Consider the following 14,406-nt stretch of genomic DNA (forward strand, 5'->3'; position numbering starts at 1 on the left):
GTCGAGGTCGCGATGGGGCGAGGTGATGCCCGGCTGCGTTCGGCCGGGGGTGTCGCGCAGGTTCCGCGGCGGTCCGGCCTTCTTCTGAAATCGAGGTGATCCGTCAAGTGCTGGAAACACAAACCAAGGTCGTGCGAAGTCTGGTTCCCGCCCGGATGGACCGGCTTCCGTGGACCAAGTTCCACTGGCTCATCGTCGTCGGGCTGGGAGTCTCCTGGATCCTGGACGGAATCGAGATCCAGATCGTCAGCAGCATGGGCGGGCCGCTGCAAGACGTCGAGGCGCTGCATCTGACGTCCGGGCAGGTCGGTGCGATGGCGTCGTGGTATCTGGCCGGTCAGGTCGTCGGCGCACTGGTGTTCGGCAGGCTCACCGACCGGCTCGGTCGCAAGAAGCTGTTCATCCTGACCCTGGCGATCTACCTGATCGGCAGCGGATTGGCCGGTTTCTCGTGGAACGCGTGGTCGTTGTATCTGTTCCGCTTCATCGCGGGCACCGGAATCGGTGGCGAATACACGGCGATCAATTCGGCGATCGACGAGATCATGCCGTCCAGATATCGGGGCAGGGTGGATATCGCGATCAACGGCACCTACTGGGGCGGCGCGGCATTGGGGGCGGCGGCGAGCCTGATCTTGTTCAACGAGAATTTCGTCCCGACCGGCTGGGGATGGCGGATCGGATTCTTCATCGGGCCCGTCCTCGGCCTCATCATCATCTTCCTGCGCAGGCACATCCCGGAGAGCCCGCGCTGGCTGCTCACCCACGGGCGGGCCGAGGAAGCGGAGCGGACCGTCGATGAGATCGAAGCGCAGGTGCGCGGGCAAGGAATCGAACTTCCTCCGGTCGACGAGAGCAAAGCTCTGGACATCGTGGACGCGGATCGGCTGTCCTACCTGCAGATGGCCCGGATCTTCTTCGGCCGGTACCCATCGCGTTCGTTCCTCGGCTTCACGATGATGGCCACGCAAGCATTTCTCTACAACGCCATATTTTTCACCGTCGGCTTGGTGCTGATCAATTTCTATCACGTGCCGTCGGATCACACCGGATACTATTTCTTCCCGTTCGCCGTCGGTAATCTGATCGGTCCTTTGGTGCTCGGCCCGCTCTTCGACAGCATCGGCCGCCGTAAAATGATCTGCGCTACCTATCTCGGCTCGGGTCTCCTGCTTTTCGTTTCGGCATGGGCGTTCAACGCGGGCATTCTCAACGCCGCCACCCAGACGCTCTTCTGGTGTGTCATCTTCTTCTTCGCCTCCGCGGGGGCATCGTCTGCCTATCTCACGGTGAGCGAGATCTTCCCGCTGGAATTGCGTGGTCAAGCCATCTCGTTCTTCTTCGCCATCGCGCAGGGCGCGGGCGGGGTCGTCGCACCGTTCCTCTTCGGCCACCTGGTCGGCGGCGCCGACAATCCGAGTCCCGACCGGTTCCCGCTCACGGTGGGGTACCTCATCGGCGCCGGGTTCATGATCTTCGGTGGCCTGGTCGCCTGGTTCTTCGGAGTGAATGCCGAAGGTCAGTCCCTGGAAGACATCGCGGATCCGCTGTCGGTGGCGAAACCACCGGCGACGACTCCCGGCGTGGCCGTCGACGGCACCGCTTACCGGCCACCGGCCGCACCGCAGCCCGCCTCCGTAGGTAGCGAGCCGTTGTCTGACGGCACACCATGTACCGATCTGGTCAAGGGGGACTAGCGAGATGGTGCAGCCAACTCCTTGGCGAGCGAGTCGCGACCGGCAGCAACAGACAGCCTCGACGAGCCGCTCGCCGGGCGATACTCGAAAACGCCGGATCGAGGTCGCCGCACTCCGGGCGCGGCTGCCGAAATTGCGGGCCGGGATGCCGCGACTCCGCGCCAAGGCGCCGCACCTCCGGACGGTGCTGCGACCGCTGGCTCTACTGCTCCGGGACAACTGGGGTTATCTGGGGGCAGCGGTCGGGAGCGTCATCACGTTCACCCTCCTGTTCAAACCGTGGCTCGCCACCGGAGGGCCGGACGGCACCATCTGGAGCAATGCCTTCGGGCAAACCCATATCACCACGACGCTCGTCGGCCTCTGGTCGAAGAACCCACCTGCTCACTCCAATCTGAGCGGCAAGTGGGCCGTTCTCGCCACGATCGCGATCTTCTTGACCGTCCTGGCCGCGTTGGCCAATCTCTGGGCCCGCACCGAGGCGCTGGCTCGGTTGACGACCGGTTCGGCGGTGGCGGTGGCGCTCTTCGTCGCTTTCACGCTGATCTATCTCAACGGGGCCGGGCCGGAGTTGCGCTCCATGATCGGCTCCGGCCCGCCCACCGACCTGGGGACTCAGGTCGGCTACGTGATCCGATGGGCCTCGGGTAACGGGCAATACCCGCTGCCAGGTCTGCGAAAGGTCGAATTCTCGACCGCCAAACTCACCGGCACCGCGCTGCTGGCGGGAGCGACGGCGATGTTCTCGGCGGTCGCGGCCCTCGCGCAGTGGGTCCGGAGCATGAAAGCGCGCCGCACTGCGGGACCGGCAGCGTCAGGCGGCCCAGGGGCCGATGCCGCCGACCTGGTCGATCCGAATCCGAGTGCGTAACCAGGCGGGGCATTCACAGGCGCAGAGACTCAGAGTCGGCCCAGGTCTTGCCGAGTTTCGTGAGCACGTCGGTCGGACAGCGACGCGTACCCGGGGCGCGGACCGCGGTCTACGTCGCGACGAAGACTCCCTTTCCTGGAACGTGGGGGGAGTCGGTCGCGATCAGAACTTCCACGCGGCCCAGACCGGAGGGGATGGACACCGGCACCCACGCGCCCGCGACGTTCTCCTCCACCGGTGTGTTGTCATCGAGCCGGATCGGCGGCATGGTGCCGAACACCCCGGTGTCGGAATTCCGCCAGGAGACCGTGACCGTCACGCCGCAGGAGCCGCCGGGCCGGTCGGGCGCGAAGACGAATTCCGGGCGGATCCACAGCGTGGGGTCGCCGGAGTAGTTGCGGTCGGGGTCGTAGTAGGCGGCGATCATGCCGATGCCCGTGCCGCCACCGGCGCAGAGCGTTCGCGCCGGGGGGACCCCGAGGGGAAGCGCGGATGCCGCCGGGGCGGTCACACCGAGTGCTCCGATGGACAGAGCTAGGACCGCCATACCATGCCGGACATTCACCCGCTGCTCCCTTCGTCGGACCGAAACTGTCTGTCTGCTGTGTCGACAGAAGTTCGCCAAGTGTTAACGGGAGCCTATGGAGAGTTGCGGTGAGCGGCCCTGATCCGGCATCGGCGCGCCCGGAAACTCGAGGCGCGGTTTCGGTGACGGAGCGGGAAGGGGATCGCCGATCGCGCTCGAAAAACGCTGCTCCTGGCTGGTTGTCGCCCCAGGAGCAGCGTCTGTGGAATCAGCCTGCGGCGGCGTCGCGCAGGTGCGCGCTCTCGGCGATGGCGGCCAATTCCGCGTTGAAGCGATCGGCGGCTTCGATGTTGCCCAAGTGGCCGGTGGGCCAGACATGGTAGGCGGCCAGGTGACCGGTTTCCGCCAGCGCATCGGCGATGCGGCGCGACATGCGTTCGGGCAGCAAGCGGTCGTGGGCGCCGGCGATCACCGTGGTGGGCACGGTGAGGGAGGCGGCGGCTTCGGCGAGATCCATGTCGGCGAGTGCGGCGGCGTGCCTGCCGCGGGTGAGCGGCCTACACGAGCGCACGATGCCGAGGGCGAACTCCACCTGGTCCGCGGTCGCGTGCGGCGTCATCACCCGCGCTTTGAGCAGCGCGCTGGTCGGCCAGCCGCCCGGCAGCGGGACCGGGGCGGTGAGCAACGTCTCGGCGAAAATCATGGGCATCCGCACGCTGGCGCCGAAGAGGGTGAGCGGGCGGTCGGCCAACGTCAACGGCTTGTTGAGCAGCGGAAGCAGATCCGTGTCGTAGCGGATGTTGCCCGACGTGCTGTTCAGCAGGACGGCGGCCGCGGCCCGCTTGCGGACCTGCTCCGGATAGCGAGCGGCCCACGCCTGCACGGTGATACCGCCCATGCTGTGGCCCACCAGCACGGCCCGCTGTCCGGGACGCAGCGTCGCGTCCAGCACGGCCGAGAGGTCGTCGGCCAGCGACTCTTTGCTGGGCAGGGACTTGCCCGGCTCGCTCGCGCCGTGGCCGCGCTGGTCGTAGCAGACCACCCGGTACCGGTCGGCGAACGCGTTGATCTGCGGGTTCCAGTACTCGATGCTGCAGCTCCAGCCGTGGATCAGCACGATGACATCGCCATCGGCCGGACCGTACGCGTGCACCCGCAGGCGAGCGCCGTCTTTGGTGGTGACCGGAATGACCGCGTGGCGGGCGGTGGGTGCGTTCAACGACGCGGTCCGGAAGGTGCGGGACCGCAGTCCGGCACGGTAGTCGGCGGTGAGCGCACCGTTGTACGCGTCCGCCAGCGTCTTCATCGACTTCACCAGCATCAGGCACTCCTTTGTGTCCACCGTCACCGTACAGTGCAAGCAACGGTGCTTGCTAGTGTTAGCGCTGCACGCCGGTGTACGTGGTGTATATCGGGGAGTACCCCCGGATCCGTACGGCAAAAGATCATTTCGGCAGAAAAAGTCGTGCGTGCTTTTTCCGAGGTTGTCGGACCTCGATGCCAAGATCGCGGCATGGCCGCCATCGAGTTCGCCGCCCCCATACCCGTCCTGCGTATGTTCGATGTCGCGCGGACCTATGAGTTCTACCGGGACTACCTGGGCTTCACGGTGGACTGGGAGCACCGGTTCGGCTCCGAGTTCCCCCTCTACGCGCAGGTCTCTCGGGCCGAGGCGACGCTTCATCTCAGCGAGCACCACGGGGACGGCACTCCGGGCAGCGTCGTGTGGATCGCCGTCGGCGACGTGTTCGCCTGGCATGGCGAACTCGCCGCGAAGAGTTATCGCTACGCCGTACCCGGTCGTCCGGCGGACGGTCCGGCCGGGCCGGGATTCCAGCTCGCCGACCCCTCGGGCAATGTGCTCCGGTTCGCGCAGCCGGAGTCGGCGCCGTAGCGGCGCACGTCACCGCCCGGTTACCGTTGACTCGTGGACATCGCGCATTCCCCGGTGACGGACGAGGGCACCGAGCCGAAGACCGGGTGGCGCGGGGCGGCGCTCCCGCTGCTGGTCGCGGGGGTCGGCGTGGGCGTCGCCGTGCTGCTGCACGTGCGCGATCCGCACGTCGAAGGCTCCTACGGCACCTGTCCGGTCTACGCGCTCACCGGCTGGTATTGCCCCGGCTGCGGCGGCATGCGCGCGGTGCACAACCTCACCGACGGGCATGTCATCGATGCGCTGCACAGCAACCTGCTCGCGCTGCCGCTGGTTCTCGCGTTCACGGTCTGGGTGCTGGACTGGACGGCGCAAGCGTGGCGTGGCCGGAAGATGCGGCTGCCGTCGATCAGCCGGACCACCATGTGGACCTTCTTCGCATTACTGGCGATCTACACCGTCCTACGCAATACACCCTGGGGAACCCTGTTCACACCCGTGTAACACGCGCGGGCGCGGGCAGCCCCCAGATATGAACGATTCGCTGAAGACCCGGGTGCGGGAGAAGTTGCTGCGCCAGCTCATCGAGGATCCGCGGGACGGCGAGCGCGACGACCCACGCCAGATCGCCGTGGCGACCGACCTGGACGCACTGGCCAACGTGCCGGAGGACCATCCACTGGTCGAGGAACTCGCCGCGCGATATCTGGTGTTCTGATCAGGCCGTCGAAGCGCCGCCGTAGGGCGGCAGCTGCGGTAGTCGCTCGGCGAGCAGCCAGCTGTCCCAGAGTGGGCGCAGCGACACCAGGCTGTAGTGCCCGGCCAGGTCGGTGAATTCCTCCGTGGTCACCGACGAGTGACGGTAGCGAATGGTCCATTCCCGGAGCAGGTCGAAGAAGGTCGAGTCGCCGAATTCCAGGCGCAGCGCGTGCAGGGTGAGCGCACCCCGTTTGTAGACGCGATCGTCGAACATGCGTTGCGGTCCCGGATCGCCGATGACGATGTCCTGGGGCTCGCGTGCCAGGTTGTGCCGCGCGGCGCGGGCCAGCTGGTCGGCGGTCGGCCCGCCCGCCGCCTCCGACCAGATCCATTCCGCGTAGCAGGCGAAGCCTTCGTGCAGCCAGATGTCCCGCCACTGCCGGATGGTCAGGCTGTTGCCGAACCACTGGTGCGCGAGCTCGTGGGCGACCAGCCGTTCCGCGCCGCGTCGGCCGTCGCAGTGGTTGGCGCCGAAGATGGAGATGCCCTGGGCTTCGATCGGGATCTCCAGCTCGTCGTCGGTGACGACCACGGTGTAGTCGGCGAACGGGTAGGGACCGAATTTCTCGCTGAAGACTTCGAGCATCCTCGGCTGACGAGCGAAGTCGTGATCGAAGTCGGCGCGCAGCCGCGGCGGCAGGATCGCGTGCATCGGCACCGGGGAGTGCGAAGAACCGATGCGGTGCTTGCGATAGTGACCGATCTGGATGGTGGCCAGGTAGCTCGACATCGGCTCGACCTGCTCGTACACCCAGGTGGTCTGGCTGGACTTGGTCTGCTTGCGCAGCAGGATCCCGTTGGCCACCGCGTAGTACGGCGAATCGGTCGTGATCGAGATCCGGTAGCTGGCTTTGGAACTCGGGTGATCGTCACACGGGAACCAGGACGCGGCGCCGTTGGGCTGGCTGGCCACGATCGCGCCTTCGGTGAGCTCTTCCCAGCCCACCTCGCCCCAGGGCCCGCGCACCGGTCTCGGCGTGCCGCCGTACTGCACCACGAGCGCGAGCACGCCGCCGGCCGGAATCCGCTGTGCCGGCGTGACGACGAGCTTGCCGTGCTGGTGGGCGAACTTCGCGGCCTTGATCCCGTTGACCGACACTTTCGACACGCTCAGCGCCTGGCCGAGATCGAGCGCGAACCGGGTGCGCGCCTCGGTGGTCACGGCGGTGATCGCGGCGCGCCCGGTGAGCCGGTTGGCGGACACCCGGTAGGTCAGCTCCAGTTCGTACCGGGAAACCCGGTACCCCCGGTTGCCGTTCTGCGGGAGGTACTCGTCGATGGGGGCTTCGTAGAACTTGCCCGCCATCAGCGCGCCCCGGGATCGCCCGTGAACCAAGGCGCGATCGGGTTGCCCCACCAGCGCGTCGAGGCCGGCACCGCGTCACCGCGCATCACCAGGGAAGCCGGGCCGATGGTCGCGCCGTCGCCGAGCGTCGACGCGGGCAAGGCCACGCAGTGCGGACCGAGGGTGGCGCCCGCGCCGAGGGTGACGGTGTCCATGGCCATGATCCGGTCGTGGAACAGGTGGGTCTGCACCACACACCCGCGTTCCACGGTCGCGCCGTCGCCGAGAGTCACCAGATCCGCCTCCGGTAGCCAGTAGGACTCGCACCATACCCCGCTGCCGATCTCGGCGCCGAGCCCGCGAAGCCAGAGGTTCAGCACGGGCGTCCCGGTCGCCGCGCGTGCGAACCACGGCGCGGCAACCGTTTCCACGAAGGTGTCGGAGACCTCGTTGCGCCAGACGAACGAACTCCACAGCGGATGCTCCTCGGCGCGGATGCGGCCGACCAGCAACCATTTGGCGGCCACCGAACTCGCCCCCGCTACGGCGCCGGCCGCCAGCAGCACCAGCCCACTGAGCAGCGCGGCGGCCAGGTGGCCGAAGGTTTGCGCGAGCCAGGCGAGGACGCACAGCACACCGAGACCGATCGCGAAGGTCACCAGAACGGGGATCAAGCGGCAGGTCTCAACGACGCCGCGGGCGACGCGCAGGCGGGCGGGCGGATCGAAGGTGCGCGCCGTGTCGGCGTTCTCCGCGGCGCGGCGCAGCCGGACCGGCGGGCTGCCAAGCCAGGACGAACCCGGCTTCGCTTTGGACGGCGCCGCCGACAACACCGCGACCAACCCGTTCTTCGGCACCCGCCGCCCGGGGGCGGTCATACCGGAGTTGCCGAGGAAGGCGCGCTTGCCGACCTTCGCCGCACCGATGTGCAGCCAGCCGCCGCCGAGTTCGTAGCCGGCGATCATGGTGTCGTCGGCCAGGAACGCACCGTCGGCGACGGTGGTGAACTTCGGCAGCAGCAGCACCGTGGACGCCTCGACGCTCTTGCCGACCTTCGCGCCGAGCAAACGCAGCCACACCGGGGTGAGCAGGCTGGCGTACAGCGGGAACAGGAAGGTCCGCGCGGAATCCAGCAGGCGCTCGGTGGCCCATGCCTGCCAGCCGACCCGGCTGCGCACCGGATGGTAACCCTCGGTCAGGCCGATGCTCAGCAGCCGGACCGCGACGATGGTCGCCGCGGCGTAGACGCCGAGACTCAGCAGGGTCGCGAAGGGAAGTACGGCGAACCCCCGCGCGACGCCGTCCGCGAGCGTGCCGGTGTCGCGAACGCACCAGGCGAGGAACGCGCCACCGGCGCCGATACCGAGAATCGGCATGGCGGCCAGAGCCATCGACGTGATGCCGAATACGCCGACCCAGCGCCGGGCTCTCGCTGGCGTGTGCGCGGGCCAGCGGTGCTGGGCTTTGCCCACCTTCACCGCGGGCGAACCGGCCCACTCCTGCTCCGCTTTCACCTTGCCCGCCACCGCCGAGCCGGGCGCCACCTCGGCGTTCCTGCCGATCCTCGTGCCGGGCATGAGGATCGAGCGCGATCCGACCACCGCGCCGGGGCCGATGCTGATCGGGCCGACATGCACCACGTCGCCGTCGATCCAGTAGCCGGACAGATCGACCTCCGGCTCGACGCTGCACCCGTCGCCGAGTTCGAGCATGCCCGTGACCGGCGGGAGGCTGTGCAGGTCGACGCCCTTGCCGATCTTCGCGCCGAGCGCGCGGGCGAACGGCACCATCCACGGGGCGCCGGACAGGTTCTCCGCGCCGCTGGCCTCGGACAGGCGCACGGCCGCCCACAACCGCAGATGCACCGAGCCGCCGCGGGGGTAGCGCCCCGGACGGACGCCGCGCAGCAGCAACCGCGCGCCCGCCACGCAGATCGCCATGCGGCCGAGCGGCGAGATGAACAGCAGGAACGCGACCAGCGTCCACCACCAGGACAGCCGAGGCAGCCACGGCAGCGAGCCGGACCAAGCCGCGATATTGCCGACGATCGCCAGCCAGGTGAACCACTGCAGTCCGGTGAGCGTGGTGAGCGGGATGGTGGCGAGCACCTGCGCGGCTTGCGCGAGCCGCGGCGTCGGCCGCACCGTCCGGTCGGCGACGGCCACGGCGGGCGTGGTCTGCTCCAGCAGTTCGGCGAGCGCGCCGAGGCGGGGGTGATCGTAGACGTCGGCGACGGCGATCTGCGGATACCGTTCGCGCAGTGCGGTGACCAACTGCGCCGCCGCGAGCGAGCCACCGCCCAGGTCGAAGAAATCCGCGTCGAGATCGCCGACCTCGGCGCCGAGGATGGCATCCCAGAGCCCGGCGATCCACAGGGCCGTGCCGGTCAGCTCGTTGTCGTCGTCGTCATCGGCGGCGTTGGGCAGCGGCCATGGCAGCGCGTCGCGGTCGACTTTGCCGGAGGTGCGGGTGGGCAACTCACCGACCACGGCGAGCCGGGGCACCAGCGGCGCGGGAAGCCGACCGGCGAGGACGGCGCGCGCGGCCTTGGCGTCGAAATCCGGTCCAGGCCCGGTCAGATAGCCGACCAGAAGCTTGTTGCCCGCTTTGGTGGTCCGGATGGCCGCCGCGGCGCCGGTGACGCCGGGCAGGTGCTGCAGAGCGTTGTCGATCTCGCCGAGTTCGATGCGCCGCCCGCCCAGCTTGATCTGATCGTCGGCGCGGCCGAGGAAGACCAGACCGGCGCTGTCGTTGCGCACCAGGTCGCCGCTGCGGTACGCGCGCTCCCAGCCGACGGAGGCCAGCGGCGCGTACTTCTGCGCGTCCTTGACCGGATCGAGGTAGCGGGCGAGTCCGACGCCGCCGATCACCAATTCGCCGGATTCCCCCTCGGCCACCGGGTTACCCGCCGCGTCCACGACGACCAGGTCCCAGCCGTTGAGCGGCAATCCGATTCGGATCGGCCATCGACCGTCCAAGCGCGCGGCGCACGCGACGACGGTGGCTTCGGTGGGGCCGTAGGTGTTCCACACCTCACGCGTCGCATCGCTGTTTCCGGCGAGCCGCTCGGCGAGTTCCGGCGGAACGGCCTCACCGCCGAAGATGAGCAGGCGCACCGCCTCCAGCGCCTCGACCGGCCAGGTCGCCGCCAGCGTCGGGACGGTCGAGACCACGGTGATCCGCCGCCGCACCAGCCAGGGGCCGAGATCGGCGCCGGTGCGCACCAGCTCGCGCGGCGCCGGCACCAGGCAGGCTCCGTTGCGCCAGGCCAGCCACATCTCCTCGCAGGACGCGTCGAAGGCGACCGACAGACCGGCGAGCACCCGGTCGCCGGGACCGAGCGGGGCGTCCTGGCAGAACAGCTCGGCTTCCGCGTCGACGAAGGCGGCCGCGTTGCGGTGAGTGACGGCAACGCCTTTCGGCGTTCCGGTGGAGCCGGAGGTGAAGATGATCCAGGCGTCGTCGCCGGGAGTGGGCAGCGTCGACCAGCTTTCCGCACGCTCCCGCTCCGCCGCGCGGATGCCCGCGGCCGTGGTCTCGATGCCGTCCGCGGTCACGATCGCGGTGACCTGCGCCTCGCCGAAGACCAGTCGAGCGCGCTCGTCGGGATCGTCGGCGTCGACCGGAACGTAGGCTGCCCCGGAGTACAGGACGGCGAGAATGGTCACGTAGAGCCCGCGGGTGCCCGACGGGATGCGCACGCCGACCCGATCGCCCGGCCGCACACCCGCGGTGGCGAGACGGGCCATGGTCTTCTCGATCTCGACGACCAGCTCCAGGTAGGACAGCACCACGTGGCCGTCGTCGATGGCGGGAGCTTCGGGATGGGCGAGCGCCGTCGCGGTCAGGATGTCGACCAGCGTCCTGGCCTGCGGCGCGCGGTCGCCGCGTGACAGCGGGCGCGCCTGCGCGTCGACGTCTGTCTCGAGCATGGTGCTCCGCGCACCTCCCATCGACTTGCCCCACACTTTCGCGTTGTTTGTGTCATAGCTGGGTTACCAAAGGGCAAACGCCGCGATGGCCAATCGTCCACGGTACCCGGGCTTGTCGTCGTCCGTTGTTCACCTGACCCGACGACGGACCGACCGGCGCGGTGCGCGTTGTTGCAGGTGGGACGGATATTCGCCGTCGCGGCACGGCAATTGCTGGTCGGCGGGACGCCGTTCGGTTCGCCGGAAGATCGCTGTTTCGGGGATGTGATTCCGCTCATCGAAGCGGTGCGGATCCGCGATGGGCACGCCGGACCGAGGATCGCTCCGGTCCGCCATGGCCGCGGCAGGCCGACGCGGTTCGCGACGACGCTCGAGGCCGGACGGCAGGCCGGTGCGGGGGACATTCGGGAAGCGATATCCGCGTGAAAGCTGGTGCGGTACAGAATCGCCTTCGACTCCCTCCGGCCTGCCGGTAACCGCCGAGCGAACCGCGGAGGACCGGTCGCGTCGCGGGGCCGCGGCCGCGCGCGCCAGTTGCGGAGGGACCTGCGGAAACCCCGAGGTGGACGCGGCTCGCGTGTTGTCGTGGGGGTGCTTGTAATGGCTCGCGTGCGGTGGTTATCTCCACGCGGTGCTCGTGGGGACTCGGGGTCGAGCGTGGTTGACAGCGCCGGGGCGCTTCTGCCACCCTCGGGTCAGGTCATGAGTGCCAGCGCGAAGCCCCGGCTTGCTGGCCGGCAACCCTCCTCCGCGGTGGGGTGCTCCGGGTGACGACCCGGCCGCCGCCCATCCGGGCGCGGCAAGCGCGGACTCGACGAATCATTTCGATTGCGGGTCCCTGAGCCGACGGGATTCACGTGATGACTACGACTGTCGACAACACCTGTGCCGCTCTCGCCCGGGTCTCCGGCGACGAACTGCGTGTGCCGCTGGTGCAAGGCGGAACGGCCACCTACGCCAACTTCGACTACGCGGCGAGCGCTCCGGCATTGGCCCAGGTCACCGACCGGGTGCAGCAGTTGCTGCCGTACTACGCGAGCGTGCACCGAGGTGCGGGCTACGCCTCGCGGATCTCCACCGAGTGCTACGAGGCCGCCCGCGGTTCGGTCGCCCGGTTCCTCGACGCCGCCGACGACCAGGTGGTGGTGTTCACCCGCAACACCACCGACTCGCTGAACCTGCTCGCGTCCTGCGTCCCGGGTGACACCGTGGTGCTCGACATCGAGCACCACGCCAACTTCCTGCCGTGGACCAGGCGGGGCAGGCGCGTCGTGCGGGCCGCCGGCACGGTCGAGGAGACCATCGGCAGGCTGGTCGCCGAACTGTGCAGCAGGCCGGCGGCATTGCTCGCGGTGACCGGCGCGTCGAACGTGACCGGGGAGGTGCTGCCGCTGGAGCGGCTGGCCACCGTCGCGCATCAGTGCGGTGCCCGGATCCTGGTAGATGCGGCCCAGCTGGCTCCGCACCGGCGAATCAGCTTGCGGGCGTGCGGTATCGACTACCTGGCGTTCTCCGGGCACAAGCTCTACGCGCCGTTCGGCGCTGGTGTGCTCGTCGGCAGGCGGGATTGGCTCGACGCGGCCGGGCCCTACCTCGCCGGCGGCGGCGCGGTGCGTGAAGTGAGCACCGACGCGGCCGAGTGGGCGCCCGCTCCGCAGCGGCACGAAGCCGGGTCGCCGAACGTGCTCGGCGCCGCCGCGCTGGCCGCCGCCTGTGACGCGCTCTGTGCCATCGACGCCGAAACCCTTGCCGCGCACGAACACCGGCTCGCCGACCGTCTCCGCGACGGCTTGGCCGCGATTCCCGGCGTCCGGCTGGTGCGCATCTGGACCGACAGTCCCGACGCCGTCGGCATCGTCGCCTTCACCCTGGACGATTTCGCCCCCGGCCAGGTCGCCTCCTATCTCTCCGCCGAACACGGCATCGGCGTGCGCGACGGACGCTTCTGCGCCCACCCGCTGCTCACCCGGCTCGGCTTGGACGGCGCACTGCGCGCCAGCATCGGCCTCGGCACCACTTCCACCGATGTGGACCGCCTGATCGACGCGATCGCCGCCCTGGTCGAAACCGGCCCTGCCTGGAACTACACCGCCGAGAACGGCGTGTGGAACCCCACCCCCGAAACCCGCCCCTTCACCTCGACCGCCCCCACCGGCGCGGCCCCCTGCCTCGTCGGCTGAAGCCGCGTTTGCCCCTCGGATTCATCGAAGAGGGCACTTCAGCTGCCACGCGTTATAGCATTCATGCTATGGGCTGGGGTATTGTGGAGTTGGAACCGGAGGTACGCGATTGGGTGGAAAGGCTCCCCGCGGTCGCATTCGCCCGGGTGGCTTTCTACATCGATTTGCTCGAGGACAAGGGACCGTTGCTCGGCGAGCCGTATACCCGGCAGCTAGACGGTAAGCTGCGGGAACTGCGGTTCTTTTGGACAGTTTCGCGGTTCGGCTCACCTACTGGATTGCGCCTGGGCGTCGGATCGTGATGCTGACCGTATTCGTCAAGACGAGGATGCGGGAGCATGCCGAGGTCGAGCGAGCGCGACGAGCGCTCGACCGCTGCATCGCGGAGCGGCATACGGCCGAGGAGGATGAGATCAATGGCTGAGCGTGGTGATTGGGCGGAAATCAGGAACCGCCGCATGAAGGAGCCCGGCGCCGCGGAAGCATACGAGGCGGCTCGGTTGGCTTATGAACTGGGGCGGACGATCCGGCGGCTGCGCGAGGAACGAGGCTGGAGTCAGACCGGACTGGCCGACGCCGCGGGTATGACCCAGTCCGCGGTCGCCAGGTTCGAGGCGGGTGGGACGGTGCCCAGCCTTCCTGTGCTGGAGCGGCTGGCTCGTGCGCTCGACGCCGAGTTGGTGGTGCAGGTGCGGCCGAGAGTGGCGTAGCGGAACTCCGGGTCAGTCGCCGAGCGGGGTCGGTCGGTAGTAGCGCCCGTTGTAGTACAGCAGTGGTGCGGCCGACGGCTTCTCGTCGGTGTCGTCGTGGACTCGGGTGACCAGCCCGACGACGAAGGTGTGGTCGCCGATGGGGATCAGTTGGTGCACCGTGGCGCGCAGCCAGATGGGGGTGCCGTGCAGGACCGGTTCGCCGGTCTCGAGGGTGGTCCACAGGGATCGGTCGCTGAAGCGCTCCTGCGCGGTGCGGGAGAACCGGTGGGCCAGGTGCTGCTGGTGTTCGCCGAGGAAGTGGATGACGACGGACTCGGCGTCCAGCATGCCGGCCAGGCTGGAGGAGGTGTGCGCGATGTTGAACGACACCAGCGGCGGGTCCAGCGACAGCGAGGCGAAGGAGGTCGCGGTGAAGCCAACCGGCCCCTGCGGCGATCGCAGCGTGACGACGGTGACGCCGGCCGGATAGTGGCGCATGGACGCGCGATATTGCTCCGCGGTGATGCCGCTCAGATCATCCGGGACTCGTAGGTCCGTTTCCGGCCGTGGTGCGTCGGTCACCACACGAAA

14 protein-coding genes and 1 riboswitch are annotated in these 14,406 nt (G+C 68.8%); of the genes, 9 read left to right on the plus strand and 5 right to left on the minus strand.

What is annotated here, in order from left to right:
* The first annotated feature begins 107 nt into the window (after positions 1-107).
* Together NB3_RS00090 and NB3_RS00095 are read left to right on the plus strand one after the other, a co-directional pair.
* Entirely contained in the window at positions 108-1,697 is a 1,590-nt protein-coding gene (locus NB3_RS00090) for an MFS transporter (RefSeq protein WP_244891713.1), read from the plus strand.
* A 145-nt stretch (positions 1,698-1,842) separates the two neighbouring features.
* Positions 1,843-2,568 carry a hypothetical protein gene (locus tag NB3_RS00095; RefSeq protein ID WP_067794551.1) on the plus strand — a complete coding sequence of 242 codons (726 nt, stop codon included), beginning with the start codon at positions 1,843-1,845 and terminating at the stop codon, positions 2,566-2,568.
* A 109-nt stretch (positions 2,569-2,677) separates the two neighbouring features.
* Here the strand turns inward: NB3_RS00095 and NB3_RS00100 are convergent, their stop codons facing one another.
* On the minus strand, positions 2,678-3,133 hold the full coding sequence (locus NB3_RS00100) for a hypothetical protein (RefSeq protein WP_157111395.1): 456 nt from the start codon (positions 3,131-3,133) through the stop codon (positions 2,678-2,680).
* A 229-nt stretch (positions 3,134-3,362) separates the two neighbouring features.
* A complete protein-coding gene (locus NB3_RS00105) occupies positions 3,363-4,415 on the minus strand; it encodes an alpha/beta fold hydrolase (RefSeq protein WP_067794822.1) in 1,053 nt (350 codons plus the stop codon).
* Positions 4,416-4,607: 192 nt separating this feature from the next.
* On the opposite strand from NB3_RS00105, the gene NB3_RS00110 reads away from it, so the two are divergent.
* From NB3_RS00110 to NB3_RS00120, 3 genes are read left to right on the plus strand one after another with little or no spacing between them, the layout of a single operon-like run.
* The gene (locus NB3_RS00110; protein ID WP_067794555.1) at positions 4,608-4,988 is read left to right on the plus strand and encodes a glyoxalase superfamily protein; all 381 of its coding nucleotides are present in this window, start codon (positions 4,608-4,610) and stop codon (positions 4,986-4,988) included.
* A gap of 33 nt (positions 4,989-5,021) precedes the next feature.
* Positions 5,022-5,471, plus strand: coding sequence for a DUF2752 domain-containing protein (locus NB3_RS00115; RefSeq protein ID WP_084485484.1), 450 nt, complete (start codon positions 5,022-5,024; stop codon positions 5,469-5,471).
* A gap of 28 nt (positions 5,472-5,499) precedes the next feature.
* Positions 5,500-5,685 (plus strand): hypothetical protein, encoded by a 186-nt coding sequence (locus NB3_RS00120; protein ID WP_067794558.1) that lies wholly within the window; start codon positions 5,500-5,502, stop codon positions 5,683-5,685.
* Here the strand turns inward: NB3_RS00120 and NB3_RS00125 are convergent, their stop codons facing one another.
* Together NB3_RS00125 and NB3_RS00130 are read right to left on the minus strand one after the other, a co-directional pair.
* Positions 5,686-7,032 (minus strand): M1 family metallopeptidase, encoded by a 1,347-nt coding sequence (locus tag NB3_RS00125; protein ID WP_084485530.1) that lies wholly within the window; start codon positions 7,030-7,032, stop codon positions 5,686-5,688.
* The gene (locus NB3_RS00130; RefSeq protein WP_067794563.1) at positions 7,032-10,943 is read right to left on the minus strand and encodes a Pls/PosA family non-ribosomal peptide synthetase; all 3,912 of its coding nucleotides are present in this window, start codon (positions 10,941-10,943) and stop codon (positions 7,032-7,034) included. The genes NB3_RS00125 and NB3_RS00130 overlap by 1 nt, the downstream gene beginning before the upstream one ends.
* A 698-nt stretch (positions 10,944-11,641) precedes the next feature.
* A riboswitch (SAM riboswitch) is annotated at positions 11,642-11,755 on the plus strand.
* A 48-nt stretch (positions 11,756-11,803) separates the two neighbouring features.
* Here NB3_RS00130 and NB3_RS00140 point away from each other — a divergent pair.
* The 4 genes from NB3_RS00140 to NB3_RS00150 all read left to right on the plus strand — a co-directional run bounded on the left by NB3_RS00140 (position 11,804) and on the right by NB3_RS00150 (position 13,833).
* Entirely contained in the window at positions 11,804-13,123 is a 1,320-nt protein-coding gene (locus NB3_RS00140) for an aminotransferase class V-fold PLP-dependent enzyme (protein ID WP_067794570.1), read from the plus strand.
* Positions 13,124-13,191: 68 nt separating this feature from the next.
* Positions 13,192-13,425: a type II toxin-antitoxin system RelE/ParE family toxin gene (locus NB3_RS36735; RefSeq protein ID WP_218020511.1), complete on the plus strand. Its 234-nt coding sequence runs from the start codon at positions 13,192-13,194 to the stop codon at positions 13,423-13,425.
* Positions 13,425-13,547: a hypothetical protein gene (locus tag NB3_RS36495; RefSeq protein ID WP_280516544.1), complete on the plus strand. Its 123-nt coding sequence runs from the start codon at positions 13,425-13,427 to the stop codon at positions 13,545-13,547. The genes NB3_RS36735 and NB3_RS36495 overlap by 1 nt, the downstream gene beginning before the upstream one ends.
* 34 nt (positions 13,548-13,581) lie before the next feature.
* Positions 13,582-13,833 (plus strand): helix-turn-helix domain-containing protein, encoded by a 252-nt coding sequence (locus NB3_RS00150; protein WP_244891714.1) that lies wholly within the window; start codon positions 13,582-13,584, stop codon positions 13,831-13,833.
* Between the two features lie 12 nt (positions 13,834-13,845).
* Here NB3_RS00150 and NB3_RS00155 read toward each other — a convergent pair whose 3' ends face one another.
* Entirely contained in the window at positions 13,846-14,397 is a 552-nt protein-coding gene (locus NB3_RS00155) for a flavin reductase family protein (RefSeq protein WP_067794832.1), read from the minus strand.
* Between the last annotated feature and the right edge of the window lie 9 nt (positions 14,398-14,406).

This window comes from Nocardia beijingensis NBRC 16342 (assembly GCF_001612785.1).
In the GTDB taxonomy this organism is placed as follows: Bacteria; Actinomycetota; Actinomycetes; order Mycobacteriales; family Mycobacteriaceae; genus Nocardia; species Nocardia beijingensis.

Excerpts from the sequence above, each read along its gene's own strand:
- NB3_RS00095 (WP_067794551.1), top strand. The coding sequence starts at position 1,843 with ATGCCGCGACTCCGCGCCAAGGCGCCGCACCTCCGGACGGTGCTGCGA.
- NB3_RS00105 (WP_067794822.1), bottom strand. The coding sequence starts at position 4,415 with ATGCTGGTGAAGTCGATGAAGACGCTGGCGGACGCGTACAACGGTGCG.
- NB3_RS00110 (WP_067794555.1), top strand. The coding sequence starts at position 4,608 with ATGGCCGCCATCGAGTTCGCCGCCCCCATACCCGTCCTGCGTATGTTC.
- NB3_RS00120 (WP_067794558.1), top strand. The coding sequence starts at position 5,500 with ATGAACGATTCGCTGAAGACCCGGGTGCGGGAGAAGTTGCTGCGCCAG.
- NB3_RS00125 (WP_084485530.1), bottom strand. The coding sequence starts at position 7,032 with ATGGCGGGCAAGTTCTACGAAGCCCCCATCGACGAGTACCTCCCGCAG.
- NB3_RS00130 (WP_067794563.1), bottom strand. The coding sequence starts at position 10,943 with ATGCTCGAGACAGACGTCGACGCGCAGGCGCGCCCGCTGTCACGCGGC.
- NB3_RS00140 (WP_067794570.1), top strand. The coding sequence starts at position 11,804 with ATGACTACGACTGTCGACAACACCTGTGCCGCTCTCGCCCGGGTCTCC.
- NB3_RS36735 (WP_218020511.1), top strand. The coding sequence starts at position 13,192 with ATGGGCTGGGGTATTGTGGAGTTGGAACCGGAGGTACGCGATTGGGTG.
- NB3_RS36495 (WP_280516544.1), top strand. The coding sequence starts at position 13,425 with ATGCTGACCGTATTCGTCAAGACGAGGATGCGGGAGCATGCCGAGGTC.
- NB3_RS00150 (WP_244891714.1), top strand. The coding sequence starts at position 13,582 with ATGAAGGAGCCCGGCGCCGCGGAAGCATACGAGGCGGCTCGGTTGGCT.